Genomic DNA, 25,161 nt, shown 5'->3' on the forward strand with positions numbered 1-25,161 from the left:
CGTGAACAGGTGATGGTCCGGCCGGGTTCCTCCGGCGCTTGCCGCGCGGCGCGCGGCTCACCATTGGTTACGTCGACCGTTCCGTCCGCGATCTCCTGTTCTCCCATGCGTCTCGACGTCAACGGCTTGCGGGCCTTCTACGCCAGCCCTCTGGGCCGCACGACGCATCGCGTGGTCGGCCGCGCGCTCCACGACTTCCTGGGCTCGGTCTCGGGGCTGCGCGTCCTCGGGATCGGGTACGCGACGCCGTATCTCGGGCCGGTCCACTGCATCGCCGAGCGCACCCTCGCCTTCATGCCGGCCACGCAGGGCGTGGTGAACTGGCCGGGCACCGGGCGCTCCTGCGCGGCGCTCGCCGATCCCACCATGATGCCGCTGCCGGAGGCCGCCATCGACCGGGTCATCCTGGTCCACGCCCTCGAATCGGTGGAGAGCCCGACGGAGCTGCTGCAGGAGGTCTGGCGGACGCTCACGCCTGGCGGCCGCATGATCCTCGTCGTGCCGAACCGCCGGGGCGTCTGGGCGCGCCGCGAGGCGACGCCGTTCGGCCACGGCCAGCCCTACAGCCGCTCGCAGCTCGGGCGGCTCATGCGCGACACGCTGTTCTCGCCGGTGAGCTGGGCCGAGACGCTGTACATGCCGCCGGCCCGCTCGCGCCTGATGCTGCGCACCGGACCCGCCTGGGAGTGGCTCGGCACCGGCCTGTCCCTGCCCTTCGCGGGCCTGCACGTGGTCGACGCGACGAAGCAGCTCTACCGGCCGGTGGCCGTCCAGCAGGTGCGGCGCGCCCGCCGCCTCGCGCCGGCCCGGGTCCTGGTGCCCGCCCCCTCCCCGGGCTGACCCCGATGAGCCTCGATTTCACGACCCAGCAGTTCCTGCTCGCCCTGTCGGCCCTCTTCTCCATCGTGAACCCGGTCGGGGGCGCCTTCATCTTCGCGCAGGTGGCGGGCGCCTTCAGCCACGCCGAGCGCGTGCTGCTGTCGCGCCGGATCGGCGTCTACGCCGCCCTGGTGATGCTCGGGGCCCTCTGGGCCGGCACGCCGATCCTGAACTTCTTCGGCGTCACCCTGGGCGCGCTGCGCATCGCCGGCGGCCTCGTGGTCATGTCGTCGGCCTGGACCCAGCTGAACCGGCCGGAGGCCCGCGAGGCGCGCAAGCAGGCCGAGGCCTCGGGCTCGGCGGGCCGCGGGGCGGTCCCGGCGGAGCCGCCGGGCGATCCGGCGCCCGGTCCCCTCGCCGAGATCGCCTTCTTCCCGCTGACGCTCCCGTTCACCACGGGGCCGGGGACGATCGCGGTCGCCATCACCCTCGGCGCCAACCGGCCCGAGGCCTACGCGGAGCGCTTCGGCTTCTACGTCGGCGTCACGCTGGCGGCCCTCGCGGTCGCCGCCACGGTCGCGGTCCTCTACGCGTCCGCCGACCGGGTGGTGGCCTTCATCGGCCCGGCCCGCGCCCGGGTGATGGGCCGCCTCTTCGCCTTCCTGCTCCTGTGCGTCGGGACCCAGATCCTGGTGAACGGCCTCATCGACGTGTTCGCGCCCCTCGCCGCGGCGCGGTGACGTCCGGGTAGGCGCCGGGCACGGCCGGGCCGGCACCGCCCGCCAGGGTCGCGCCGCGGCTGCGGCGCTGCGCGCTCATCGGCTATTCATCCGGGCGAATCGGCCGAACTGCCAAATTCTATTGTATAGATGCCCATTCGATCGCGATTATCCGCGTGAATTTGCAATAAATTCAAATATAAAAACGCATATCTGTTTGTTAATGATCCCGCTCTAGAGAAGTCGCCGAGATCAGATCCGATCGGATGAGGCTTGTTTCCGGGATGGATCGACGCAAGATCTTGCCGGCACTCGGCCGCGGCGCGGAAAGATCCCGGTCCGGCCGCCGGCGACGCGGATCCAGCGACGGAATGCAGAGCGTGGCGACGGACGTCAGGGCGAGATGTCATCGGCGGGGCGACGCGCGGGGACCCACTGGTCTGCCGCGCGCGACGGCGGCCGCACCGCTGCCGGCCGTCGCGCTGCGCGGCCCGCCGCCGCGGACCGCCTGTCCCGCCGCGACCCCGTGAATCCTCGAGATCCCGCAGGCCGGTGCCGCGCGCCGCGGCCACCCGGCACGTATCAGCAAGGAGAGACCGCATGACCGACACGACGCAGATCAAGGTTCCGGCCTGGTACAGCCCGGACGAGATCCACGACATCCAGCGCGATCTCCTGGGCGCCGCCGCGAAGGTTCTCGTTCTCTGCCTCGGCGGCAAGGGCGGTGTCGGCAAGACGACCATCGCCCTCCAGGTGGCCGATCTCTGCGCGGAGGCCGGTCCGGTGCTGGCGATCGACACCGACCCGGCCAACCGGCACTTCCACACGGCGCTCATGCAGGAGACCGTCCCCGGCAGCGACAACTTCGTCCCGCGCCGCCCCGGCATCACCGCCGTGCGGCAGCGCCTGCGCGCCGAGGACAGCACGGGCCGCGTCGACCCGACCCTGTGCCAGGACCTGATCGAGCGCGTGATCGAGGCGGCCGAGCGCTTCGTCGTGGTCGACTTCCCGGCCGGCGACACCGAGACGACCCGCCGCTGCACGGAGATCATCGTGGAGAGCTGCCGGGAGGCGAATATCCGGCTCGCCGTGGTCGTCGCGGCCGGCGCGGTCGATCCCACCGCCCTGGAGGTCCTGCGGGAACTCCGGCCCATGCTGATCGAGTGCGACCGCGCGATCCTGGCGAAGAACACCGCCCAGGCGACCAATTTCGACTATCTCGAATCGTCCGACCTCGTGCGGTCCCTGCGGAAGCAGTCGAACTTCCGCGTCATCGAGATCGAGCGGATCGGTGAGCGGCTGATCGAGGCCCTGCGGGTCCAGAACACGACCTGGCAGGGCCTGGCGAACAGCGCGCCGATGCGCCTGCGGGTCGAGGGCCGCCGCCTGCGGCGCAACTTCCACACGGCGTGGCGGGATGCGCTCCGGCCGTGACCAACCTCGAGCGGTTCTACCGGTCGGTCCACGGCCGCGATCTCCAGCCCTGGGAGCGCCAGCTCGCGGTGCGGATCGCGGCCGCCCTCAACACCACGACGGACGACGACTTCGTCGTCCACCTGTTGCTGGTGTACATGTCCACCAACGCCATCACCAACATGTACAACGAGCTGGTGGCGGCGCGGAACGGTCTCGCCGAACACAACCGGGACCTCATCCGGGCGCTCACCGCCGATCTGCGGCGCAACCGGCTGATCACCGCCGTGCTGCTCGGCGCGGCCGCGCTCGGCGTGCTCGTGAGCGTCGGGATCCTCGTCACTGTCCTCAACCTGTCTTACGGGTCCGCGGCCAGCGCGGCGCGCCTCGCCGCGGCGCTGGAATCCTGCGAGGCGCGCGGCCCGGCCGGCGCCCCGCGCGGCCTCGGGATCGGCCGCTGATCCGGTGACGCGCCGTCGGCTCACTCGAGGCGGACGGACACGCTGTCGCTGGCGCCGGTCGCGTCCAGGACCGAGATCCGCGCGAAGCCCGCGCCCCCCGGAGCCCACTCGGCCTTCCGCCGCGGCGTCTGCACGACCGGCTGACCGTCGACCAGCCAGGTGAGCGGCGGCACGCCGCCCAGGGCCTTGAGCGCGAGACCCGGGCCGCCCTCCGCGGCGCCGCGCCGGTCCGCCGCGAGGCCGAGATCGATCCGCGCCCCGTCCGGCGGGTAGGCGATCCGCAGTGCCGGTCCCGCCGCCTCGGCCGCCTCGCGGCGCAGGTGCCGCAGCGGCGGCGGCAGGCCCGCTGTCCCGACCACCAGCGCGTCCCGCGGCTGGGGGACCGGCTCGGGCTCGATCCCGAGGCGCGCGAAGGCGTCGAACAGGATCGGCGCCGCGACGGTGCGGCCCACGAGCCCCGGCACCGCCGCGCCGTCCGGGCGCCCGGCCCAGACGACGATCGTCGCGTGGCGGTCGAAACCGGCGGCCCAGGCGTCGCGGTACCCGTAGGAGGTGCCGGTCTTGTAGGCGATGCGGTTCGGCAGGGCGTTCTCCGGCGGCGGTGTCCCGCGCAGGATGTCGGCGACGTACCAGGCCGCCACGGGCTCGGCGACGCGGTGCCGGGGCTCGGCCGCGACCCCGTCGGCGCGGCGCAGCAGGTCCGGAACCGCGCCGCCGCGGGCGAGCCCCGCGTAGAGCCGGGCGAGGTCGGTGACCGTGATGCCGAGGCCGCCCAGCGCGACCGGCAGCCCCGGGGCCGCCTCCCGCGGGAGCTGGATCCCGGCCCCGGCGGCGCGCAGCCGGGCGATGAAGCGGGCGGGACCCACCGCATCCATCAGCTCGACCGCCGGCACGTTCAGCGAGAGCTGCAGGGCGCGCCGGGCCGTGACCGTGCCCTGGAAGGTCAGGTCGAAATTCTCCGGCGCGTAGCTCGCCGAGAAGCGCGCCGGGCGATCCTCCAGCAGGGTCTCGGGATGCGCGAGACCGTCCGCGAAGGCCATGGCGTAGACGAAGGGCTTCAGCGCGGAGCCGGGCGAGCGCACCGCCAGGGTCATGTCGATGGCGCCGCGCCGGGACGGGTCCAGGTAGCCGGCGCTGCCGACCTGGGCGAGCACCCGCCCGTCGCGGTTGTCGAGGACGAGGATCGCGGCCGAGAGGTCCGGACCGGCGGCGGCGGCGCGCTCGGCCGCCAGGGTTTCCAGCCGCTCCTGCAGGCGCCCGTCGATCGCGAGGCGGATCGTGGCGGCACCGGGATCGGCCGCCACCGCCTCCTCGGCGGCGTGCGCCGCGAGCATCGGGAACGGCCTGCGCGCCGTCGGTACCGGCTCGGCCCGGGCGGCGTCGGCCTCCGCCGCACTGAGGATGCCCCGCGCGACGGCCACCGCCAGGACCCGGTCGCGGGCGGCGCGGGCGCGCTCGGGGAACCGGTCCGGCCGGCGGGTCTCGGGCGATTGCGGCAGGGCGACGAGCAGAGCCGCCTGCGCGGCGGTCAGCCGGACCGGCTCGCGCCCGAAATACGCGACGCTCGCCGCGCGCACACCCTCCAGCGGGCCGCCGTAGGGGGCGAGCGCCAGGTAGAGGTCGAGGAGCCCGGCCTTGCCGAGGCGCCGCTCCAGCGCGACCGCCCGCACCATCTGGCGGAGCTTGGCCTCGAGCGACCGCTCCCGCCGCGGCTCGACGAGGCGCGCCACCTGCATCGACAGGGTGGAGGCGCCGGACACGATGCGGCCGCGGGTCAGCCACTGGCGGGCGGCGCGCAGCACCGCCGCCGGGTCGATGCCGGGATGCGCGGCGAAGCGGCGGTCCTCGTAGGCGAGCAGCATCGCCCGGTAGCGCGGGTCGACCGCTTCCGCGGTCACCGGCAGGCGCCAGCGCCCGTCCGCCGTCGCGAAGGGGCGCAGCAGCGTGCCGGATCGGTCCAGCACCACCGTCGAGCGCGATTCGGCCGCGGCGAGGTCGAGGGCGGGCAGCGCGTCGGCGTAGCGCCAGAGCGCACCGGCGCCGGCCCCCAGCAGCCCGATCGCGAGCGCCGCGCGCAGGCCCGTGACCCGCCTCCGTGGCGGCGCCGACGCGCGCGGATCCGACCCGTCGTGCGGCACGCATCCTCCCGGCTTCGGCTCCGACAGCGCAGGATTCCGTGTTCCCGCGCGATCGACAAGCCCCCGGGCCGATCCGCGCCTCCGGCGCCGGGCCCCGATCCGGCCGGGGCCGGCTTCTAGGCCGTGCCGACGCCCCGCAGGTCCTCGAAGGCGGGGCGATCCGGGCGATTCACCCGGATCGGGAACGGCACGACGTTGGAGGGCATCGCGGCGGTCGTCATCTCAGGGGGCTGCGCCGCCTTGCGCGCCTTGCTGGGCTTCACCCAGCGCTCGATCCGCTTGAAGTAGGTCCGCCTCGCCAGCCAAGCCGGAATTCGCCTGCCCTTCTGCATGATCTGTCCCTCGCCGTTGCGCCCCGAGTCCCCCTGCAGACCCGTGCCCCGAACGCGTCAAGCAATTCGAATCACGGCTGTATTCGCGATACGAACGGATCCCGGGGTGCCCCGCATCCCCCGTTTGGGTGACGCGGCGCGCGCGGTCGCGACCGTCAGGCCGCCGCGTTCTCCTTCGCCCGCTCCAGCGCGAGCTTGGTGACGGCCACTTGGTCGACCTTGCCGGTGCCGAGCATCGGGATCGCGTCCAGCACCGTCACCTCGGCGGGGATCGCGACGTCGGAGGCGCCGCGGCTCTTGGCGAAGCCCTGGTAGGCGGCCCGGGTCGCCCCCTTCTCCTGCGTGAACAGGATCAGCCGCTCGCCCTTGCGCGCGTCCGGCACCGCCGCGACGGCGCTCGGGCGGTCGGGCCAGAGTTCGGCGGCCAGCGCCTCGATCCCCGCGAGCGACACCATCTCGCCCGCGATCTTCGCGAAGCGCTTGGCCCGGCCCTTGATGGTGACGAAGCCCATCGGGTCGATCGCCACGATGTCGCCGGTGTCGTGCCAGCCGCCCGGCGGCGGCTCCAGCGCGCCGGGCTTCTCGGCGCGCAGGTAGCCCAGCATGATGTTCGGCCCGCGCAGGGACAGGCGGCCGCCCTCGTCGATCCCCGGCACCGGCTCCAGGCGGGTCTCGATGCCCGGCAGGATCCGCCCGACCGTGCCGAACCGGTTGAACATCGGCGTGTTGAGCGCGACGACCGGACCGCACTCGGTGACGCCGTAGCCCTCCAGGATGCGCAGCCCGAACTTCTCCGCCCAGGTCTTCCGGGTGGTCTCCTTCACCGCCTCGGCGCCGGCCACGACGTAGCGCAGCGAGCGCAGGTCGTAGGAATGGGCCGCCCGGGCGTAGCCCGTGAGGAAGGTGTCGGTCCCGAACAGGACGGTGCTGTTCGAGCCGTAGATCAGCTCCGGCACGATCCGGTAATGCAGCGGCGACGGGTAGAGGTAGACCGGCACCCCAGAGACCAGGGGGAGGACCAGCCCGGCCGTGAGCCCGAAGGCGTGGAACACCGGCAGGACGTTGAACACCTTGTCCATCGGGCCGAAATCGATCCGGGCCGCCACCTGCGCCACGTTGGCGAGCATGCAGCGGTTGGCCAGCACCACGCCCTTCGGCGTGCCCTCGCTGCCCGAGGTGAACAGCACCGCCCCCGGATCCTCGCCGGCGCGCGCCACCAGGGGGCGGCGCGGCGCCAATAGCCCCCGGATCTTGTCCCCCGTCGTGATGCCGGCCCGCACGTCCTCCAGGTAGATCAGCTCGACCGAGCCGCGGATCGCCTCGACGAGCGGGCCCAGCCGCCCCTTCTCGATGAAGGCGCGGGAGGTCAGGATCCGGCTGACCTCCGCCGCCCGGCAGGCCGAGAGCACGTTGGCGGGGCCGGCCGAGAAGTTGATCATCGCCGGCACCCGGCCCGCGGAGGCGAGGGCGAACAGCGTCACCGCGGCGCCGTTGGCGTTCGGCAGCATGACGCCGATCCGGCCGCCCACGGGCGCCAGCGGCATCAGCTTGCGCCCGAGGATGTTGGCGCCCATCACGAGCCGGCTGTAGCTGAGTCGGCCGCCGACCGGATCCTCCAGGGCGTTGCGGCCCCAGCCGTGGCGCTCGCCCGCCTCGATCAGCGCCGCCATCAGGCCGCGGTCGATGTCGGCGGTCCGGAACACGAGGTCCGACATGATCCCGTAGAGGGCGGCGCCCGCCGCCTGCCGCCGCGCCTTGCCCTTGAGCGCGGGGTCCACGGTCAGCCGCACCGGCGGCATCACCGTCACGGTCACCTTGGGCCACCAGCGGCGGCGCACCTGCCCGCGCGACAGGCGCGAGAAGACGGTGCGCTCCAGCCCGTCGAGCTTCACCGGGACGACCATCGCGCCCGACTTGTCGGCGATCAGCCCGGCGCCGTCGTAGACCTTCATCAGGCTGCCGGTGACCGTGAGCCGGCCCTCGGGGAAGATGATCAGGGTCTCGCCGCCCTTGACGGCGTTGATCAGCGTCCTCGTGGCGAGCGGACGGGTCGGGTCGAGCGGCATCGCCTTCGTGACGCGCAGGAACGGGCGGACCCACCAGCGCTGCGCGATGCCGCTGTCGATGGCGAAGACCGGCTCCTGCTCGAGGAGCGACAGGGCGAGCGGCGCGTCGAGGAACGAGACGTGGTTGAGGGCCACGATGGCGTTCGGCCCGGCCGCCGCGAGGTTGTCGAAGCCGCGGACCTCCAGCCGGTAGAAGGCCCGGAACAGGATCGACAGGAAGTCGCGGAACGGGCTGGTCGGCAGGGTCGCGAACACGACCGCGCCGACGATCAGGTTCAGCACCGCCACCACCGCGAGGAGACTCGCGATCGTGAGGCCGGCGCCCTGCAGCGCCGCGAGCGCCAGGGTGCCGGCGACCATGAAGGCCGCCGTCATGACGTTGACCGCGCCGATGATCCGCGCGCGCATCGCCTTCTCGGCCCAGGCCTGCACGGCCGCGAAGGACGGGACGATGTAGAGGCCGCCGGAGATCGCCAGTCCGAGGAAGTCGATCCCGGTGCGCAGGCCGTGGCCGGTCTGCAGGAAGCCGAGGGGGCCGATCGGCTCGGCCGGCGGTGCCGGCAGGTGGCCGACCGTCCAGGCGAGGTCGAGGCCGAACAGGCCCATCAGCACCGCGCCGACCGGGGTCGGCAGCAGCACGATCCGGCCGCTGGCGAGCCACGAGGCGAGGCCGGACCCGACCGCGATGCCGATCGAGAACAGCGCCAGCAGCAGCGTGATCACCGTCTCGGTGCCGTTGAAGGCGCCCCGCACCAGCACCGGCAGCAGCGACAGCACCACCACGCCGACCAGCCAGAACCAGCTCACCGTGAGCGAGCCGCGCCACAGCCGCGTGTCGGCCCAGAGGTCGCGCAGCAGCGCGTAGGTCGAGCGGGCGATGTTCGGGTCGACGCGCAGGTCCGGGGCCCCCTCGCCGGTCGCCGGGATCATCCGGGCCGAGAGCCAGCACAGGACGGCGAAGCCCATCACCAGGACGCCGAACACGAGTCCCGAGCCGCCCATCGCCGAGGCCGCGCCGGCCGCGATCGTGCCCAGAAGGATCGCCAGGAAGGTCGCCGCCTCCACGAGGGCGTTGCCGGCGGGCAGCTCCTCGCGCCGGAGATGGTCCGGCAGGATCCCGTACTTGATCGGGCCGAACAGCGCCGCGATCGTCCCGAACAGGCCGAGCGCCACGAACAGCACCGGGATCGAGTGCAGGAGGAAGCCGAGCACGGCGGTGCCGGCCGCGAAGATCTCGGCGAACTTGAGCCGCCGCGCCATGAGCGCCTTGTCGTAGCGGTCGGCCCACTGGCCGCCGAGACCCGACAGGATAAAGAACGGCCCGATGAACACCGCGCTCGCGAGCGTCACGAGGACGCCGGCATGGGCGTCCGCCTGGCCGCCGATCCCGAACAGGATCAGGAAGGCGAGCGCGTTCTTCAGGAAATTGTCGTTGAACGCCGAGAAGAACTGGCACCAGAACAGCGGCGCGAAGCGCCGCGCAGTCATCAGGGTACGGAACATGGCGATCTCTCGGTTCCGAGCCTGACTGGCCCACGAGGGACGGTCAGGTCAAATCGGACCGAGGCGAACGCACAGGGATCGCGGGGGTCGCGCGGCCGGGTCGTGCGGACCGGCACGGCTCGGCGCCGCCCGGCCAGCGCGCCGCGCCCGCGCGTCAGGCCTTGTGGACGAGCCGGCCGCGCCGCGCGACGGCGGCCCCGGCGTGGCGGGTGATGAACGCGCGGAGGGACGCGCCGAGATCGTAGGACCAGTACACGTGGGCCGCGAGCGTCGTGAACACGAGGAGCGCGGCCCCGACCGCGCAGGCCGGCACGAGCAGCAGGCCGGTCAGGACCATCCCGACGGCGGTCCGCTCGGCCAGGGACGCCTGCGGCCAGGGATCGATCGGCAGCGAGAACAGGGAGAAGCGTCGTCCAGTGCGCATGGCTGCGACCCTCGATGGTTCGGCATGACGCGGTACAGGCAGTCAACAGCGGCCACCGTCGGACGTTGCGTCTCGGGCCGGGAAATCGGCATCGCGATCGGCATCCCCGTGACGTTCGGGCCCGGTCCGGCGGCGCAACCGAGCGCGCCGTTCCGTGTTGCCGGTTCGGTCTCTCGAGGATGAGGTGGGTATGGCACGGGTTGCGGTCGTTACCGGGGGCACGGCCGGAATCGGGCTCGCCACCGCGCACGCCTTCGCCGCGCGCGGCTGGTCGGTGGCGGTGATCGCGCGGGATCCCGGCCGTCTCGCCGCGGCCGAGCGGGCGCTCGCGGCCTACGGCCAGCCGGTGCTGGCGATCGGCGCCGACGTCGCCGACTCGGAGGCCGTGGACGCGGCCGCCGAGCGGGTCGAGCGCGAACTCGGCCCGATCCGCGCGTGGGTGAACAACGCCATGTCGACGGTGGTGAATCCGGCCGACCGAATCACCCCGGACGAGTACCGGCGGGTGACCGAGACCACCTATCTGAGCCAGGTCTACGGGACGCTCGCGGCCCTGCGCTACATGAAGCGGCGCGACCGCGGCGCGATCATCCAGGTCTCCTCGGGCCTCGCGATCCGGGCGGCGCCGCTGCAGGCGCCCTACTGCGCGGCGAAGTTCGCGGTCTCGGGCTTCACAGACGCCCTGCGCTGCGAGCTGCTGCACGACCGGGTCAATGTCAGCCTCAGCGTGATCTACCTGCCGGCGGTCAACACGCCGCAGTTCAACTGGGCGCGCAACCGCACCGGCCACCGCCAGTACGCGCCGGATCCGGTCTTCGACCCGCGGCTCTGCGCCGAGGCGATCCTGTACGCGGTCGAGCACCCGCGCCGCGAGGTCTGGGTCGGCCGGTCGTCGGTGATGATGGCCGCCGCCCAGGCGCTGGCGCCGGCGCTCGCCGACCGCAAGGCCGCCTCCATGTGGTCGGCGCAGCTCTCCGACGAGACCGTCCCCGAGATGGCGGGCAATCTCGAGGCCCCCGTGCCCGGCCCGGCCGGGATCGACGGGCGCTTCTCCGGCCGGACCAAGGCGGGCCGCGCCGAGTTCGTCACGAGCCGCACCCGCGACGTCGTGGTCGGCGGCCTCGTCGGCCTCGCCCTCGTCGGCCTCGCCGGCACCGTCCACGCCGCCCGGTCGGCGCGCCGCCTGCCCGGGCGGACCTGACGACTGCCGAGCCCGATCCCGTCGACAGGCCTGCCACCGTCCTTGCGAGCGGGGGGAAGCAATCCACGGTCACGCCCCGCCCGGAGAACACCCTCTGCCCTGGGTCGCTTCGCTGCGCTCGCGATGACGGGGGCGGCGGGTTCGACTAGGGCCGTATCGCACGCACCGCTCCCGAGGAAGGTCCCAGACGATGCCCGGCTATCTGCCCTTCGCGGGCGCCCTGAAGCTGCCCGCCTATACCTGCGACAATTGCGGGTTCTGGCAGCGGCACTTCGAGGCGCCGGCCGCCTGCCCGATGTGCCTCGACGCCCGGCACGTCGTGCCGCAGGACGGCTGGCGCTTCCGCACCGCCCGCGCGGCGCAGGAGGCCTTCCCCTGCCACTGGCAGGAGCTCGAGCCCGGGGTCTGGCGCTTCTGGAACGAGCCGGTCTCCGGCATCGGGCCCTCCGCCTACCTGATCCAGACCGAGCACGGGAACATGGGTTTCGAGGGCTGCCCGGTCTTCAGCGAGGCCGCCCTCGACCAGATCGAGCGGCTCGGCGGGATGACGGTCCTCTCGGCCTCGCACCCGCATTCCTACGGGGCGCTGCCGCAGCTCCAGGACCGGTTCGACCCGGAACTGTGCCTGCCGGCGGCCGACTTCACCTGGAGCGCGGCGCTCCAGGTGAGCTGGCCCTACGACGATTTTCTGGAGCCGCTGCCGGGGCTGGAGCTGCACCGCACCGCGGGCCATTTCGATGGCCACGCCATCCTGTACGACCGTGGGCGAAAAATCTGCTTCTGCGGCGACGCGCTGAAATTCGAGCTCGACCCCGCGGATTTCCGCCGCGCCACCACGATCTCGGCCCACAAGGCCTTCGTGCGCGGGGTCCCGCTCACGCCGAGCGAGCTGCGCCGCTACCGCGACGTGTTCGAGCGCCTCGACTTCGCCCAGACCTGGACGCCGTTCGAGCCCGCCCGCAATTGCGGTCGGCCCGAGGTCCTGGCGCTCCTCGATCAGCTGATGAGCGGCCGGTCGCACGCGGCCCCGGTCCCCCTGGAGAGCCTGAACGTTCAGGGCCGGTAGAGCGGGTCGTTCTCCAGGCGGATCGGCTGGCCGTGGGGCGTCGCCTCCGCGGCCCGCAGGAAGGCGTCGGTCCGCGCCGCGACGCTCTCGGGTCCCGCCACGCCGCGCTCGGCCAGCAGGGCCTCCAGCGTCGCGAGCCACGCGCCGTAATCGGCCGCCTGCTCGGGAGACTCGGCCGGCCGGATCTGCCGGCCGAGGCGGTCCGCCCATTCCGACCACGTGAACAGCCCGGATTCGCGCAGGGAGACCACCAGCGCGAAGACCTGCGCCTCCCAGGGCGCCGCGAAGGGGCTGGGCGACGGCGCGGTCACGCGGGGTCCAGGTACGGTTCGAAGGCCGCCACCGTGACGATCCCGCCCGGGTCGCCGCTCTCGCCCCACAGCGCCTGCGCCGTGAAGGCGACCGTGTAGAGCCAGGTCGGATTCTCGCCCGACCCGTCGGCGTTGGTGTCGGGGAAGACGAAGACCCCGTCGACGCGCAGGATCCGGCCGCGCTTGCCGCGGACGTAGCGGGGCAGCCGCGTGTGGCCGGTCGGGTGCGCGTTGCGCGCCAGCACGGCGTCGCCCACCGCGAAGCGGGCCGGGGCGTCGGCGGCGCGGCTGCTCGGGAAGCCGGCCCGGAAGCGCTGCTCCAGGCCCTCGCGGGCGAGCACCCGCGCGACGGGCTTGGCCGGCTCCGCGGATCGGCCGCGCGCGAGCTCGGCCGGCGTCACCAGCCCGGTGGCCACGACCTGCTTCTCCAGCGCCCTGAGCCAGATCTCGTAGTAGCTCGACGCGAGGTATTCCGCGGGCGGAAGGGATTCGCGGCTGGCCCGGCTGCCGTCGAGGTTCCAGGCGCCCGTGTAGCCCATGGCCATGGCCAGCGCGAAGACGCGGCGTTCCCACGCGCCGTGGAAGACCGGCTCGTCCGGCTCGGGCACCACCGGCCCGAAGCCGTGCGCGCCGCCGAGATCCTGGGCCCCGTTCATACCGGCATCTCCGCGGGCGCGACCGGCATCGCCTTGGGCAACCCCGTGCCGATCATGGAATCGCGGGTCACGAGGGCGGCGAGCGCCTCCTCGGAGAAGCCGTCGGTCTCGGCAGGCCGCATCGGCAGGACCATGTAGCGGGTCTCGGCGGTCGAGTCCCAGACGGTGATGCGGGTTGTCTCGGGCAGCGTCACCCCGAACTCGGCGAGCACGCCGCGCGGGTCGATCACCGCCCGGGCCCGGTAGGGCGGCGCCTTGTACCAGACCGGGGGCAGGCCCAGCACCGGCCAGGGGTAGCAGGAGCACAGGGTGCAGACGACGAGATTGTGGGTCTCCGGCGTGTTCTCGACAACCACCATGTGCTCGCCGCCGCGGCCGCCGATCCCCAGCTCCGCGATGGCCGGCGTGGCGTCGGCCAGGAGCCGCGCCCGGAAGGCGGGATCGGTCCAGGCCCGGGCCACCACGCGGGCCCCCGCGTGCGGGCCGACCTTGGTCTCGTAGAGCTCGACCAGGGCATCGAGGGCCGCCGGATCGACGTAGCCCTTCTCGGTGAGCAGGGATTCCAGCGCGCGCACCCGGGCCTCGACCGGCGACAGGTCGCTGCCGTGGTGATCCGCGTGATGATCATGGGTGTGATCGTGGGTGTGATCGTCGCGGTCGTGCGAGTGCTGCGCGTGATCGTGGCTCATCCCGCTCTCCTGGCTGTCCGCACTCTGCATCGGCCGGCCGGTCGCCGCCAGCCCGGGGGCGCGGACCCGGCCGGCGTTGTCACCCCGGTCACCATGCCTAAATTCCCTGTCATATTCGGGAGCGTTTGGCATCGGTTCAGAATTTCCCCGCTACCGCCGTTAGAGCGATTCCAGTATACCAGCGTGGGAGGCGGAAACGTTCATGACTGAGGACGCTGCGGACCGGTCAGTTGCAGCTGCCGGCACCCGGGACGGGTCCGGCTACGCCGCTTCGATCGGCCAGCACCTCGCCCTGCCGATCCGGGAGTATTTCAAGGTCGTCGAGCTCGAGCCCCTGCCGGCGCAGCTCGCCGCCCTGGTTTTACGCTTCGAGGCGGCGGTCACGGCGCACGGCGAGACCGTCCCCTTCGATTTCCGCGGCGACATCATCAAGGCCCTGCCGGCGCTGCGCACCTTCGCCCTGTCGCTCGTGGGTGACGTGAGCCGCGCCGACGACCTAGTGCAGGAGACCTTCGTGAAGGCCTGGGCGAACCAGCAGAAGTTCCGGCCCGGCACCAACTTCACCGCGTGGCTGTTCACGATCCTGCGCAACCAGTTCTACACCGACCTTCGCAAGACGCGGCGCGAGGTGGAGGACGTGGACGGGACGCATGCCGGTCAGATGACCAGCCCGTCCGACCAGGAGGATGCCAGCACCCTCAAGGCCGTCTGGGAGCGTCTCGGCGGCCTGCCCTCGGCGCAGCGCCAGGCGCTGCTGCTGGTGGGCGCCGAGGGACACACCTACGAGGAGGCCGCGGTCATGCTCGGCTGCCAGGTCGGCACCGTGAAGAGCCGGGTGAGCCGGGCCCGGTCGTCGCTCCTCGACACGCTCGGCGTCGTGGTGGCCGGGCAGGCTCCGGCCGGCTGATCGATCCTTCCCAGTACCGTACAGCCCGACGCGGCCTCGTTCCGGCACCGTGCGCGAGGTGACCCGGCGCCGCCGCACGCAGCCGCCGCGCGGAGCCGCCGCGCAGAGGATGTGGATCCGACGCCGGGCCCGCCGATCCCGTGCGCGTCCTCACGGAGACCGGAAGCCGCGGCCCGTATGATCGATGTCAGTCATCGATTCGGGGTGGGCCCGTGCAAGACTTGTCCGCAGACAACGACCGGCTGGCGCATTGGTGCGCCGCGCATCCCGTCCTTCTCGCCTTCGGTCTGTGCGCCTTCGGCCTCGCCGTCGTCGCCGCCGTCTGGGGACTCGGGATCCTCACGCCGGCCACGGCCACGGTCATCGCCTTCATCTACGTGGCCTGCCTCGTCGGCTACCTGATGGAGTACCTCGGGATCAACGAACTCATCAGAAGCGTGAGGTTCATCTGGTTCATTCTGACGAGCGTCTGGTGGCTGCTGACCTTCTGGCGGGCGTGACGGGGTCGTGGATCCCGTCGCCGGATCGTTGGCGGGAACTTGCGTCACGCGGGCGGCGGCAGGCCCGCTGCCGGACGCCGGTGGAGCCGGGACTCCGCCGGTCTCACGCCGGCGGCCGGCGCAGGTGCCAGTCGGTCGCGCGCTGGTAGGCCTGTCCGATCCGCAGGGCCGTCGTCTCCTCGTAGCCGCGGCAGACGATCTGCAGCGAGAGCGGCAGCCCGGACGCGGTGAATCCGTTCGGCAGCGCCAGCGCGCAGAGGTCGAGCAGGTTGCCGAACCGGGTGAAGCGCGACGGCAGGTGCGCCTCGTCGACGGCGTCGAGCGCGACGGCGGCGCTCTCCGTGGTCGGCGTCAGGAGGGCGTCGATGCCCGCGAGCGCGGCGTCGTACTGCTGCTTCATCGCGGCCCGGCGGTGGAGGGTTCCGAGATACTCCTGGGCCGAGACGTTCGCGCCGGCCAGGATCCGCGCCCGGACGGCGTCGCCGAGCTGTGCGGACGGATCCTCCGCGAGGGCCCCGTTGACGAAATAGGCCTCCGCGTTGGTGATCTGGCTCATGGCCACGCAGTCGCTGAAGCGGAACGGCAGGGCGACGTCGACGATCTCGGCGCCCTGGCCGGCCAGGAGATCGAGGGCCGCGTCGTAGGCGGCCAGCATGTCGGGGGCGACCCCGTCCCGCTCCGAGGCCGGCATCCGGCCCAGGCGCAGGCCGCGGACCCCGCGGTTCAGCGCCGGCCAGGGCGCGTCCGGCGCGACGCCGCGGGTCGTCGGGTCGCGGGGATCGGGGCCGGAGATCGCCTCGTAGAGCAGCGCGGTGTCCTCCACGGTGCGGGCCAGCGGCCCGGGCGTGTCGAGGGTCATCGAGAGCGGCACGATCCCCCAGGTCGAGACGCGCCCGACCGTCACCTTGAGGCCGGTCAGCCCGCAGAAGGAGGCCGGCAGGCGCACCGAGCCGCCGGTGTCGGTGCCGATGCCCCAGGGCGCCATGCGGGCCGCCACCGACACGCCGGTGCCGCTGCTCGACCCGCCGGGGGTGCGCGGCGTCTCCGGATCCCAGGGATTCCACGGCGTGCCGAGATGCTGGTTCGTGCCCCAGCCGCCGTAGGCGAACTCGACCGTGTGGGTCTTGCCGAGCACGATCATGCCCTGACCGATGAGGCGCCGGGCGATCGTCGCGGTGCGCTCGGCCCGGCGCGCCCGGTGGGCGGCCGAGCCGCCCATGGTGATCCGGCCCTCCAGGTCGATCAGGTCCTTGAGCACGACGGGAACGCCGTGGAGCGGCCCGACGGCGTGGCCCGACCGGATCGCCCGGTCTGCCCCCTCGGCGGCGAGGCGGGCGTCGGCGGCGAAGACCTCCGTGAAGGCCCGGAGCTTCGGCTCCAGGCGGTCGATCCGCCCGAGGAGGGCGTCGACGGCCTCGACCGGCGAGAGGGTCCGCGCCTGGATCGCCCGAGCGAGCTCGGCCGCGGAGGCGTGTACGGGATCGATGTCGGACATGGGGTTACTGCACGCTGACGAGGGTGAGGTCGACGAACCAGGATTGCGGCGAGACGAAACCCCGGACCTTCTTGGACATCCCGCGGGGATTGAGATCGTGGACGACGAACAGCCAGGGCGGATTGTCCACGAGGCGCTCGTGGGCGACCTTGGTCTGGGCGTCGATCACCTTCGCGTCGGTTGTCTCGGCCAGCGCCTTGAGGGCCGCGTCGAACTGATCGTCCTTCCAGTTGGGGAAGTTGAAGCCGGCCGGCGGGAACCGGTCCCCCGCGAAGTAGCGCGCCATCACGGCGGCATCCGAGGAGGGCGAGGAGACGTTGAGCGCCATCGCGCCCTGGAGGCTCGGCGCATCCGGCAGCGCCCGGCTGGAATTCAGCAGCACCTGCCACTCGACCACGTTGAAGCTCAGATCGACGTTGCAGGCCTGCTTCAGATTCTCCTGGAGATACTCGTTCATCGGCATCGGCAGCATCTGGCCGGAGCCCGAGGACGAGATCATCACCTTGAGGCTCAGGGGCTTCTTGTCGGTGTAGCCGGCCTCGGCGAGCAGCGCCTTCCCCTTGGCGGCGTCGAACGTGTAGCGGTTCTTCGGCGCGCCGAAATTCGGATCCTTGTCGTTGAGCCATCCGGAGGCCGGCTCGGCGGTGCCGTTGAGGAGCTCGACGATGCCGGCGCGGTCGATGCAGTAGTTCAGGCCCTGCCGGACGCGGACATCCTTCAGCGGGCTGTCCTTGGCGCCCATGTTGTAGATGTAGGGCCAGACATGCGGGTACGAGCCCGTGGTGATGGTGAAGCCCGCCTGCTTCAGCGACGGGATCGCGTCGGGCGCCGGCACCTCGATCCAGTCGACCTGGCCGGCCCGCAGCGCCGCGACGCGGGCATTGGCCTCCGGGATCGGCAGCAGCCGGACCTTGTCGACCTTGGCCATCCGGTTCGGATCCCAGTACCCGTCGAACCTGGCGAGATCGACCGCCTCCCGCGGGGCGACGCGGGTGATCCTGAACGGACCCGTCCCGGCCGCCGGCAGGGCCGCGACCTTGCTCCAGTCACGCCCGGCCTTCTCGAAGGAGGCGGGCGAGGTGAAGAGCAGGTAGACCACCATGTAGGGGAAGTAGGAGGCGACCTGGGTGGTGGTGATCTGCACGGTCGAATCGTCGACTTTCCTGTAGCTCCCGACCAGCGGCGCCCGGGCCCGGGAGATGCCGGCGCCCTGCGGCTCGAATTGCGGGCTGTCGTTCTTGAAGTAGCGGTCGAGGTTCCAGATCACCGCGTCGGCGTTGAACGGCGTCCCGTCGTGGAACGTCACGCCCTGGCGCAGGTGGAAGGTCCAGACCGCCTTGTCGTTCGGATCCTGCTCCCAGCGCTCGGCCAGCGCCGGGACGATGCCGGCGAGCTTGGTGGTGCTCCTGAGGTCCCACTGCACCAGCCCCTCGAAGATCGGGTAGCCGAGGAAGCGCATCCCCTCGAAGCCGTTGTTGGGCATGCCCGTCGTGGTGGGGATGTCGCTCGCCGTCATGGCGATGCGCAGGACGCTCTCGGCGCTGGCCGGCCCCGTCAGGGCCACGGTACCCGCCAGGGCGGCGGCAATCAGGCGGCGAAATGTCATCCGGATCCCAATCGTCGAAGTTGCGGCGCGCCGGGCGCAATTCCCGCGCCACGCTCAGGCTTAGTCCCTGCGTCCGGCGAACAGAAGATGCCGGGCGTCGCCCCTTGCGCGTGGCGCCGGCTGCGCCACGATAATAAAAAATGCGAGTCGCCAGCCGGGACGGCCGGCCCGTGAAGGAGACGCCCGTGACCGACGAGACGCCGCGCGCCATGAACGGGGCCGAGAGCTTGGTCCGGACCCTGGTGGAGGGCGGGGTCGAGGTCTGCTTCACCAATCCCGGCACCTCCGAGATGCACTTCGTCGCCGCCCTCGACCGGGTCGAGGGCATGCGCTGCGTCCTGTTCCTATTCGAGGGCGGGGCGACCGGCGCCGCTGACGGCTACGCGCGCATGGCCGACAAGCCGGCCTCGACCCTGCTGCATCTCGGGCCCGGCCTCGCCAACGGGCTGGCCAACCTCCACAACGCCAAGAAGGCGCGCACCCCCGTCGTCAACATCGTCGGCGAGCACGCGACCTACCACCGCGAGTACAACGCGCCGCTCACCTCGGACATCGAGGGGCTGGCCCATCCGATGTCCTCCTGGGTGCGGACGGGCATGAGCGCGACCGAGATCGGCTCCGACGGCGCCGCCGCCATCGCGGCCGCCCGGACCGCCCCCGGTCAGGTCGCGACCCTGATCCTGCCGGCCAACACCGCCTGGGATCCCGGCGCCGGGCCCGCGCCGGTGCCGCCGATCCCCGAGCGCGATCGGGCGAGCGACGACGCGGTCGCGGCGGCCGTGACGGCCCTGCGGAGCGGCGAGCCGGTGCTCCTGCATCTCGGCGACCGGGCCGTGCGCGGCGAGGGCCGGGTTCTCGCCGACCGGATCGCCCGCAAGACCGGCGCCCGGCTGATGGCGATGACCTCCAACGCCCGGATCGACCGCGGCGCCGGCACCGTGCCGATCGAGCGCCTCCCCTACCCGATCGACCAGGGCATCGCGGCGCTCAAGGACTTCCGCCACATCATCCTGATCGGCGCGACCCCGCCGGTGGGGTTCTTCGCCTATCCGGGCAAGCCGAGCCTGCTGGCGCCGGAGGGCAGCACCACGATCACGCTGGCCACGCCCGAGGAGGACCAGATCGACGCCCTCGAGCGGCTCGCCGAGGCGGTCGCGGCCCCGCCGGCCGAGCCGGTCGCCGTCGGGCCGCGGCCGAAGCTCCCGACCTCCGGCCCCCTCGACCAGGACACGATCGGGCAGGTGCTCGGCGCGCTGATCCCGGAGGGCGCGGTGATCTGCGACGAGTCGATTACCACGGGCCGCAACTTCTTCGCCCTCACCCGGGACGCGGCGCCCCACACCTGGCTCCAGCTCAGCGGCGGCTCGATCGGCCTCGGCATCCCGATGGCGACCGGCGCCGCCGTGGCCTGCCCCGACCGCAAGGTCATCAACCTGCAGGCCGATGGCAGCGGGCTCTACACGGTGCAGGCGCTCTGGACCCAGGCCCGCGAGCAGCTCGACGTGGTGACGCTCGTCTGGTCGAACCGCTCCTACGCGATCCTGCGGGCGGAACTCACCAATGTCGGCGCGCTCAATCCCGGCCCGAAGGCGCTCGGCATGCTGAGCCTCGACGATCCGGCCGTCGATTGGGTGAGCCTCGCCCGAGGCTTCGGCGTCGCCGGGCGGCGGGTCGAGACCCTGCCCGACTTCATCGAGGCGTTCCAGCACGGGCTGGCCAACAAGGGACCGCACCTCATCGAAGTGGCTCTGTGAGCGGGGCGACGTACGCCCTCCCCGGCCTCGACGGGCCGGCGGAGATCCGCGTCGACCGCTGGGGACTGGCGCATATCCGTGCCGGCAGCGCGCTCGACGCCTTCCGGGCGCAGGGGTTCAACGCGGCGCGGGACCGGCTCTGGCAGCTCGACCTGTGGCGCAAGCGGGGCCTCGGCCTGCTGGCGGCGGATTTCGGGCCGGGCTACCTCGCGCAGGACCGGGCCGCCCGGCTGTTCCTCTACCGCGGCGACATGGCGGCCGAGTGGGCGGCCTACGGGCCGCAGGACACGCGGGCCATCGTCACCGCCTTCGTGGCGGGGATCAACGCGTTCGTCGCGCTCACCGAGGCGCGGCCCGACCTGCGCCCGCCGGAATTCGCCGTGACGGACACGCGCCCGGCCCTGTGGCAGCCGGAGGACGTGGTGCGCATCCGCAGCCACGCGCTGATCCGCAACGTCCTGTCCGAGGTCGCCCGCGCGCGGGTCCTCGCCCGCGGCCGGAGCCCGGCGGACGGGCTGGCCGCGGACGACCTGCGCAAGCGGATCAGCCCGCCGCACGACCCGGTCATCCCCGACGGCCTCGACGCGGCCGACTGGCCGGACGACCTCCTCGACGCCTTCCGGCTGGCCACGGCGCCGGTCGGGTTCAGCCCCGAGCGGATGGCGGCGTCCCGCGCGGAGGCCTGGGACTGGTCGAAGGTCGACGCGCACGGGACCGTCACGCGCGGCCCCCGCGGCGCGGCGAAGGAGCCGGCCGAGGGCTCGAACAACTGGGTTGTCGGGCCGTCCCGCACCGCCACCGGGCGGCCGATCCTGGCGAGCGACCCGCACCGGGTCTACCTGCAGCCCTCGCTGCGCTACGCCGTCCACCTCACCGCGCCGGGGCTCGACGTGATCGGGGCGGGCGAGCCGGCCCTGCCCGGCATCTCCATCGGCCATAACGGCCGGGCCGCGTTCAGCCTCACCATCGCGCCGATCGATCAGGAGGACCTGTTCGTCTGCGCGATCGACCCGGCCGATCCCGACCGCTACCGTTCCGGCGACGGCTGGGCCCCGATCGCGCGCGTCGCGGAGCGGATCCCGGTGCGCGGCGGGCCGGACGAGACCGTGATCCTCGGCTTCACCCGGCACGGGCCTGTCCTCCGCGAGGACGGGGGCCGCGCCTTCGCGCTGCGGACCGTGTGGTCGGAGGCCGGCGCTGCCGCCTATCTCGGCAGCCTCGCCTATCTCGGCGCCACGACGCCCGAGGCCTTCGGCGAGGCCCTGCGCCACTGGTCGGCGCCCTCGGTGAACCAGCTCTACGCCGACACGGCGGGGCGGATCGCGTGGTTCATGGCCGGCAAGGCGCCGGTGCGGCCCGGCCATGACGGCCTGCTGCCGGTGCCGGGCGACGGCCGCTACGACTGGGCCGGCTTCCAAGATCCCGCCGCACTGCCCCGGAGCGTCGATCCGGAAGCGGGCTGGCTCGCCACCGCCAACGAGATGAACCTGCCGCCGGACTATCCCGTGGAGGACCGGAGGGTCGGGTTCGAGTGGGCCGAGCCGTGGCGCGCCCGCCGCATCCGGGCGGTCCTCGGCGGGCAGGACCGGCACAGCTTCGCGGATTCGCGGGCACTCCAGGGCGACGTCGTCTCCGAGCCGGCCCGGCGGCTGGCCGACCTGGTGCGGGCCCTGCCGGCGGCGCTCGATCCCGACGCCGCCGCGGCCCGGACCGCGCTGGCCGCGTTCGACGGCGCGCTGCACCACGGCTCCGCGGCGGCCGCCCTCATCGAGGTGGTCTGGGTCCGGCACCTCCGCCCGGCCCTGCTCGCGGCGCTCGTGCCCGATGCCGGGACGCGCCGCCTCCTCCCGCCCGGCGATACGCAGAGCCTGATCGAGCGGCTGGAGACCGGTCTCGACCCGGCGACGCGCGCGTCCCTGCTCACCGACGCCCTCGGCGCCGGCCTTCGCACCTGCCGGGACCGGATGGGCAGCGACCCCGCGGACTGGTCCTGGGGGCGGCTGCACCACGCGCTGTTCAAGCACCCGCTGACGGCCCTGGCGCCCGGATCCGGCTGGGATGTCGGCCCGCTGCCCGTGGGCGGCGCCGCGGCATCGGTCATGCACGCGGAGTACCGGACCGACACGTTCCGGCTCACCCACGGCGCCTCGTTCCGCATGGTCGTGGACGTGGGCGACTGGGACCGCTCGGTCTTCATCAACGTGCCGGGCCAGTCGGGGAACCCGGGCAGTCCGCACTACGCCGACCTGGCCCCGGTCTGGGGGCGCCAGGACTACGTGCCGATGCTCTACGGCCGCGCGGCCGTGGACGCGGCGACCGAGACGCTCATCACGCTGACCCCGAGCCCCGCCTGACCCGGCGGCCGGGACGGATTGGGACAGGACCTTGAAGATCTTCATCGCCGGCCTCGCCACCGAGACCAACACCTTCGCGCCGCTGCCCACCGGACGGTCGGCGTTCCACGCCGACTTCGCCCGCCGGGACGGCAGCCGGAACCCGCCGAGCCTCAGCAATATCGGCCTCAAGGCCTGGCGCGCGCTGGCCGAGGCGGACGGGCACGCGGTCGTCGAGAGCCTCTCGACCTTCGCGCAGCCCGGCGGGATCACCCTGCGGGGCGTCTACGAGGAGCTGCGCGACGCCCTGCTGGCGGACCTGGAGGCCGCGATGCCGGTCGACGCGGTGCTGCTGTTCATGCACGGCGCCATGGTGGCCGAGGGGTACGACGACTGCGAGGGCGACACCCTGGAGCGGGTCCGCGCCATCGTCGGCCCGGAGGCAACGATCGGCGTCGAGCTCGACCTCCACTGCCACCTCACCGAGACGATGCGGGCCAGCGCCGACGTCATCGTGATCTACAAGGAATACCCGCACACCGACATCGTCGACCGCGCCCGCGACCTGTACCCGCTGGTCGTCCGGACCGTGGCGAAGGACATCCGGCCGGTGATGGCCTACGCCGACTGCCGGATCGTCAACATGTGGCGCACCAGCCGCGAGCCGGTCGCTGGCTTCGTCCGCCGCATGGAGGCGTTGGAGGGGCGCGACGGCATCCTGTCGGTCTCCTTCGGGCACGGCTTCCCCTGGGGCGACGTGGCCGATGTCGGCGCCAAGATGCTGGTCGTGGCCGACGGCGATGCCGGCAAGGCGCAGGCGCTGGCCGACGAGCTGGCCGGTGCCGTCTGGGCGATGCGCGAGGAGGCGGCGAGCCACTGCGACACGATCGACGCGGCCATCGACCGGGCGCTCGCCTCCGGCGACCCGCGCCCGATGGTGCTCGCCGACTTCGCCGACAATGCCGGCGCGGGCGCGCCCTCCGACAACACCGCGATCCTCGCCCGCCTCGCCGAGCGGGGCATCGCGGACGTGGCGCTCGGCCTGATCTGGGATCCCGGCGCCGTCGGCATCTGCCACGAGGCCGGCCTCGGGGCGACCTTCACCCTCCGGATCGGCGGCAAGTGCGGCGTGACCTCCGGGAACCCGGTGGACCTGCGCGTCACGGTCCGCGGCCTCTCGGACGACCACAGCCAGACCGGCCTCAGCGGCGGCCGGGCCCATCTCGGCCCCGCGGCCTGGGTGGAGGCGGACGGGATCCACGTGGTGCTGACCCACAAGCGCCAGCAGGCCTTCGCGCCCGACGCGTTCACGGGCCTCGGCCTGAGCCTCGACGACAAGCGGATCGTCGTGGTGAAGTCGATGCAGCACTTCTACGCCGCCTTCGCGCCGATCGCGAGCGAGGTCCGCTACGTCGCGGCGCCCGGCGCCGTGCCCCCGGATTACGGCGCGATCCCCTACACCAAGCGGTCCGGCCTCTACTGGCCGCGCGTCGCCGATCCGTTCGTCGAGGAGAGAGCCCGATGATCCCGGAGACGATCCCGGAGACGATCCCGGAGACGATCCCGGAGACGATCCAGGACCTGCCCTTCGACGCGCGCGACATCCTCGCGACCCTGCAGCCCTGGGTCCTGTGCGAGAGCCCGACCCACGACGCGGCGGCGGTCAACCGCATGATGGGCGTCGCCGCCCGCGACCTCGCCCTCCTCGGGGCGACCGTCGAGACGATCCCGGGCCGCATGGGTCTCAGCGACTGCGTCCGCGCCCGGTTCCCGCACCCGGATCGCGGCGCCCCCGGCATCCTGGTGCTCGGCCACCTCGACACGGTGCACCCGGTCGGCACCCTCGGGAGCCTGCCCTGGCGGATCGAGGGCGACCGCGCCTACGGTCCCGGCATCCTCGACATGAAGGGCGGCAACGTCATCGCGCTGGCGGCGATCCGCGCGCTGGCGGCGGCCGGGATCGGGACGCCGCTGCCGGTGACCGTCCTGTTCACCGGCGACGAGGAGGTCGGCAGCCCCTCCACCCGCGACCTGATCGAGGCGGAGGCCGCCCGCCACGCCGTCGTGCTGGTGCCCGAACCCGGCCAGCCCGGGAACGGGGTGGTCACCGGGCGCTACGCCATCGCCCGCTTCGACCTCGAGGCCCTGGGCCGCCCGAGCCACGCCGGCGCCTCGCCCCACGAGGGGCGCTCGGCGATCCGCGCGATGGCGCGGAAGATCCTCGCCATCGACGCGCTGTCGGATGCCGACTGCACCGTCTCGACCGGGATCGTCTCGGGCGGGCAGTGGGTGAACTGCGTCCCGACCGTCTGCCGCGGGCAGGCGCTCAGCATGGCCAAGCGGCAGGCCGACCTCGACCGCGGCGTCGAGCGGATGCTGGCCCTGTCGGGCGAGGAGGACGGCGTCCGCTTCACCGTGACGCGCGGCGTGACCCGGCCCGTCTGGGAGCCGGATGCGGGCTGCATGGCGCTCTACGAGCGGGCGCGCGCGCTGAGCGAGGCGCTTGGCCAGCCCCTGCCCCATCGCAGCGCCGGCGGCGGCTCGGACGGCAACTTCACCGGCGCCAACGGCATCCCGACCCTCGACGGGCTCGGGCCGCTCGGCCAGGGCTACCACACCCTGGAGGAGCACGTGCTGATCGAGACCCTGCCGCAGCGGGCCCGGCTGTTCGCGGCCCTGCTGGCCCATCTCGGCGCCGCCGGCCGGGCCTGAGCCCGGCCGCGCCGCTCTCGGGCGCGGCCACGGTTCGGGCCCGGTCGACACGGATC

General features: G+C 73.0%; 21 protein-coding genes. 12 read left to right on the top strand and 9 right to left on the bottom strand.

Annotation, left to right across the window (positions count from 1 at the left end; translation table 11 throughout):
• Positions 1–105 precede the first annotated feature (105 nt).
• The 4 genes from ACLBXO_RS10635 (at position 106) to ACLBXO_RS10650 (ending at position 3,412) form a co-directional block, all read left to right on the top strand.
• Positions 106–840, top strand: coding sequence for a class I SAM-dependent methyltransferase (locus tag ACLBXO_RS10635; protein ID WP_273562738.1), 735 nt, complete (start codon positions 106–108; stop codon positions 838–840).
• Positions 841–845: 5 nt separating this feature from the next.
• Complete coding sequence (locus tag ACLBXO_RS10640) at positions 846–1,559, top strand: MarC family protein (protein ID WP_331313885.1); 714 nt, start codon at positions 846–848, stop codon at positions 1,557–1,559.
• A 579-nt stretch (positions 1,560–2,138) separates the two neighbouring features.
• Positions 2,139–2,972, top strand: a complete 834-nt coding sequence (locus tag ACLBXO_RS10645) for a nucleotide-binding protein (RefSeq protein WP_331313884.1) — start codon at positions 2,139–2,141, stop codon at positions 2,970–2,972.
• Entirely contained in the window at positions 2,969–3,412 is a 444-nt protein-coding gene (locus tag ACLBXO_RS10650) for a hypothetical protein (RefSeq protein WP_447685356.1), read from the top strand. Before ACLBXO_RS10645 ends, ACLBXO_RS10650 begins: the two co-directional genes overlap by 4 nt.
• A 20-nt stretch (positions 3,413–3,432) precedes the next feature.
• Here the strand turns inward: ACLBXO_RS10650 and pbpC are convergent, their stop codons facing one another.
• From pbpC to ACLBXO_RS10670, 4 genes are all read right to left on the bottom strand, one after another.
• The gene (gene pbpC / locus ACLBXO_RS10655) at positions 3,433–5,550 is read right to left on the bottom strand and encodes a penicillin-binding protein 1C (RefSeq protein ID WP_447685357.1); all 2,118 of its coding nucleotides are present in this window, start codon (positions 5,548–5,550) and stop codon (positions 3,433–3,435) included.
• 116 nt (positions 5,551–5,666) lie between these two features.
• Positions 5,667–5,882 carry a hypothetical protein gene (locus ACLBXO_RS10660; protein WP_447685358.1) on the bottom strand — a complete coding sequence of 72 codons (216 nt, stop codon included), beginning with the start codon at positions 5,880–5,882 and terminating at the stop codon, positions 5,667–5,669.
• A gap of 155 nt (positions 5,883–6,037) precedes the next feature.
• Positions 6,038–9,451 carry an acyl-[ACP]--phospholipid O-acyltransferase gene (locus ACLBXO_RS10665; RefSeq protein WP_447685359.1) on the bottom strand — a complete coding sequence of 1,138 codons (3,414 nt, stop codon included), beginning with the start codon at positions 9,449–9,451 and terminating at the stop codon, positions 6,038–6,040.
• 154 nt (positions 9,452–9,605) lie between these two features.
• Positions 9,606–9,875, bottom strand: a complete 270-nt coding sequence (locus ACLBXO_RS10670; RefSeq protein WP_331313877.1) for a hypothetical protein — start codon at positions 9,873–9,875, stop codon at positions 9,606–9,608.
• A 190-nt stretch (positions 9,876–10,065) separates the two neighbouring features.
• On the opposite strand from ACLBXO_RS10670, the gene ACLBXO_RS10675 reads away from it, so the two are divergent.
• Both ACLBXO_RS10675 and ACLBXO_RS10680 read left to right on the top strand, forming a co-directional pair.
• Entirely contained in the window at positions 10,066–11,076 is a 1,011-nt protein-coding gene (locus ACLBXO_RS10675) for an SDR family oxidoreductase (protein WP_331313876.1), read from the top strand.
• Between the two features lie 190 nt (positions 11,077–11,266).
• On the top strand, positions 11,267–12,142 hold the full coding sequence (locus ACLBXO_RS10680) for an MBL fold metallo-hydrolase (RefSeq protein WP_447685360.1): 876 nt from the start codon (positions 11,267–11,269) through the stop codon (positions 12,140–12,142).
• Here ACLBXO_RS10680 and ACLBXO_RS10685 read toward each other — a convergent pair.
• The 3 genes from ACLBXO_RS10685 to nthA are packed head-to-tail and all read right to left on the bottom strand — an operon-like array spanning position 12,130 to position 13,798.
• Complete coding sequence (locus tag ACLBXO_RS10685) at positions 12,130–12,453, bottom strand: nitrile hydratase accessory protein (protein ID WP_331313874.1); 324 nt, start codon at positions 12,451–12,453, stop codon at positions 12,130–12,132. The genes ACLBXO_RS10680 and ACLBXO_RS10685 overlap by 13 nt on opposite strands.
• Complete coding sequence (nthB, locus tag ACLBXO_RS10690; RefSeq protein ID WP_447685361.1) at positions 12,450–13,109, bottom strand: nitrile hydratase subunit beta; 660 nt, start codon at positions 13,107–13,109, stop codon at positions 12,450–12,452. Before nthB ends, ACLBXO_RS10685 begins: the two co-directional genes overlap by 4 nt.
• The gene (gene nthA, locus ACLBXO_RS10695) at positions 13,106–13,798 is read right to left on the bottom strand and encodes a nitrile hydratase subunit alpha (protein ID WP_331313873.1); all 693 of its coding nucleotides are present in this window, start codon (positions 13,796–13,798) and stop codon (positions 13,106–13,108) included. The genes nthB and nthA overlap by 4 nt, the downstream gene beginning before the upstream one ends.
• A gap of 202 nt (positions 13,799–14,000) precedes the next feature.
• Here nthA and ACLBXO_RS10700 point away from each other — a divergent pair, with 202 nt between their 5' ends.
• Both ACLBXO_RS10700 and ACLBXO_RS10705 read left to right on the top strand, forming a co-directional pair.
• Complete coding sequence (locus tag ACLBXO_RS10700) at positions 14,001–14,705, top strand: sigma-70 family RNA polymerase sigma factor (protein WP_331313872.1); 705 nt, start codon at positions 14,001–14,003, stop codon at positions 14,703–14,705.
• A gap of 212 nt (positions 14,706–14,917) precedes the next feature.
• Positions 14,918–15,205: a hypothetical protein gene (locus ACLBXO_RS10705; RefSeq protein WP_447685362.1), complete on the top strand. Its 288-nt coding sequence runs from the start codon at positions 14,918–14,920 to the stop codon at positions 15,203–15,205.
• A 103-nt stretch (positions 15,206–15,308) separates the two neighbouring features.
• On the opposite strand, the gene ACLBXO_RS10710 is transcribed toward ACLBXO_RS10705, so the two are convergent.
• Together ACLBXO_RS10710 and ACLBXO_RS10715 are read right to left on the bottom strand one after the other, a co-directional pair.
• Positions 15,309–16,700 (bottom strand): amidase, encoded by a 1,392-nt coding sequence (locus ACLBXO_RS10710; protein WP_331313870.1) that lies wholly within the window; start codon positions 16,698–16,700, stop codon positions 15,309–15,311.
• Between the two features lie 4 nt (positions 16,701–16,704).
• Positions 16,705–18,306 carry an ABC transporter substrate-binding protein gene (locus tag ACLBXO_RS10715; RefSeq protein WP_447685363.1) on the bottom strand — a complete coding sequence of 534 codons (1,602 nt, stop codon included), beginning with the start codon at positions 18,304–18,306 and terminating at the stop codon, positions 16,705–16,707.
• Between the two features lie 209 nt (positions 18,307–18,515).
• On the opposite strand from ACLBXO_RS10715, the gene ACLBXO_RS10720 reads away from it, so the two are divergent.
• Genes ACLBXO_RS10720 through ACLBXO_RS10735 form a run of 4 tightly spaced genes read left to right on the top strand, consistent with a single transcriptional unit; the run spans position 18,516 to position 25,105 of the window.
• Positions 18,516–20,060 carry an acetolactate synthase large subunit gene (locus ACLBXO_RS10720; protein ID WP_447685426.1) on the top strand — a complete coding sequence of 515 codons (1,545 nt, stop codon included), beginning with the start codon at positions 18,516–18,518 and terminating at the stop codon, positions 20,058–20,060.
• A complete protein-coding gene (locus tag ACLBXO_RS10725; protein WP_447685364.1) occupies positions 20,057–22,414 on the top strand; it encodes a penicillin acylase family protein in 2,358 nt (785 codons plus the stop codon). Before ACLBXO_RS10720 ends, ACLBXO_RS10725 begins: the two co-directional genes overlap by 4 nt.
• A 31-nt stretch (positions 22,415–22,445) precedes the next feature.
• Positions 22,446–23,918, top strand: coding sequence for a M81 family metallopeptidase (locus tag ACLBXO_RS10730; RefSeq protein ID WP_331313868.1), 1,473 nt, complete (start codon positions 22,446–22,448; stop codon positions 23,916–23,918).
• Positions 23,915–25,105 (top strand): M20/M25/M40 family metallo-hydrolase, encoded by a 1,191-nt coding sequence (locus ACLBXO_RS10735; RefSeq protein ID WP_447685365.1) that lies wholly within the window; start codon positions 23,915–23,917, stop codon positions 25,103–25,105. Before ACLBXO_RS10730 ends, ACLBXO_RS10735 begins: the two co-directional genes overlap by 4 nt.
• Positions 25,106–25,161: the final 56 nt, after the last annotated feature.

It is taken from the genome of Methylobacterium sp. C33D (assembly GCF_053345825.1).

Bases quoted from the DNA above. Each gene is read 5' to 3' on its own strand.
- ACLBXO_RS10720 (WP_447685426.1), top strand. From the start codon at position 18,516: ATGAACGGGGCCGAGAGCTTGGTCCGGACCCTGGTGGAGGGCGGGGTC.
- nthA (WP_331313873.1), bottom strand. From the start codon at position 13,798: ATGAGCCACGATCACGCGCAGCACTCGCACGACCGCGACGATCACACC.
- ACLBXO_RS10665 (WP_447685359.1), bottom strand. From the start codon at position 9,451: ATGTTCCGTACCCTGATGACTGCGCGGCGCTTCGCGCCGCTGTTCTGG.
- ACLBXO_RS10675 (WP_331313876.1), top strand. From the start codon at position 10,066: ATGGCACGGGTTGCGGTCGTTACCGGGGGCACGGCCGGAATCGGGCTC.
- nthB (WP_447685361.1), bottom strand. From the start codon at position 13,109: ATGAACGGGGCCCAGGATCTCGGCGGCGCGCACGGCTTCGGGCCGGTG.
- ACLBXO_RS10660 (WP_447685358.1), bottom strand. From the start codon at position 5,882: ATGCAGAAGGGCAGGCGAATTCCGGCTTGGCTGGCGAGGCGGACCTAC.
- ACLBXO_RS10640 (WP_331313885.1), top strand. From the start codon at position 846: ATGAGCCTCGATTTCACGACCCAGCAGTTCCTGCTCGCCCTGTCGGCC.
- ACLBXO_RS10645 (WP_331313884.1), top strand. From the start codon at position 2,139: ATGACCGACACGACGCAGATCAAGGTTCCGGCCTGGTACAGCCCGGAC.
- ACLBXO_RS10715 (WP_447685363.1), bottom strand. From the start codon at position 18,306: ATGACATTTCGCCGCCTGATTGCCGCCGCCCTGGCGGGTACCGTGGCC.
- ACLBXO_RS10635 (WP_273562738.1), top strand. From the start codon at position 106: ATGCGTCTCGACGTCAACGGCTTGCGGGCCTTCTACGCCAGCCCTCTG.
- ACLBXO_RS10680 (WP_447685360.1), top strand. From the start codon at position 11,267: ATGCCCGGCTATCTGCCCTTCGCGGGCGCCCTGAAGCTGCCCGCCTAT.
- ACLBXO_RS10735 (WP_447685365.1), top strand. From the start codon at position 23,915: ATGATCCCGGAGACGATCCCGGAGACGATCCCGGAGACGATCCCGGAG.
- ACLBXO_RS10670 (WP_331313877.1), bottom strand. From the start codon at position 9,875: ATGCGCACTGGACGACGCTTCTCCCTGTTCTCGCTGCCGATCGATCCC.
- ACLBXO_RS10700 (WP_331313872.1), top strand. From the start codon at position 14,001: ATGACTGAGGACGCTGCGGACCGGTCAGTTGCAGCTGCCGGCACCCGG.
- ACLBXO_RS10710 (WP_331313870.1), bottom strand. From the start codon at position 16,700: ATGTCCGACATCGATCCCGTACACGCCTCCGCGGCCGAGCTCGCTCGG.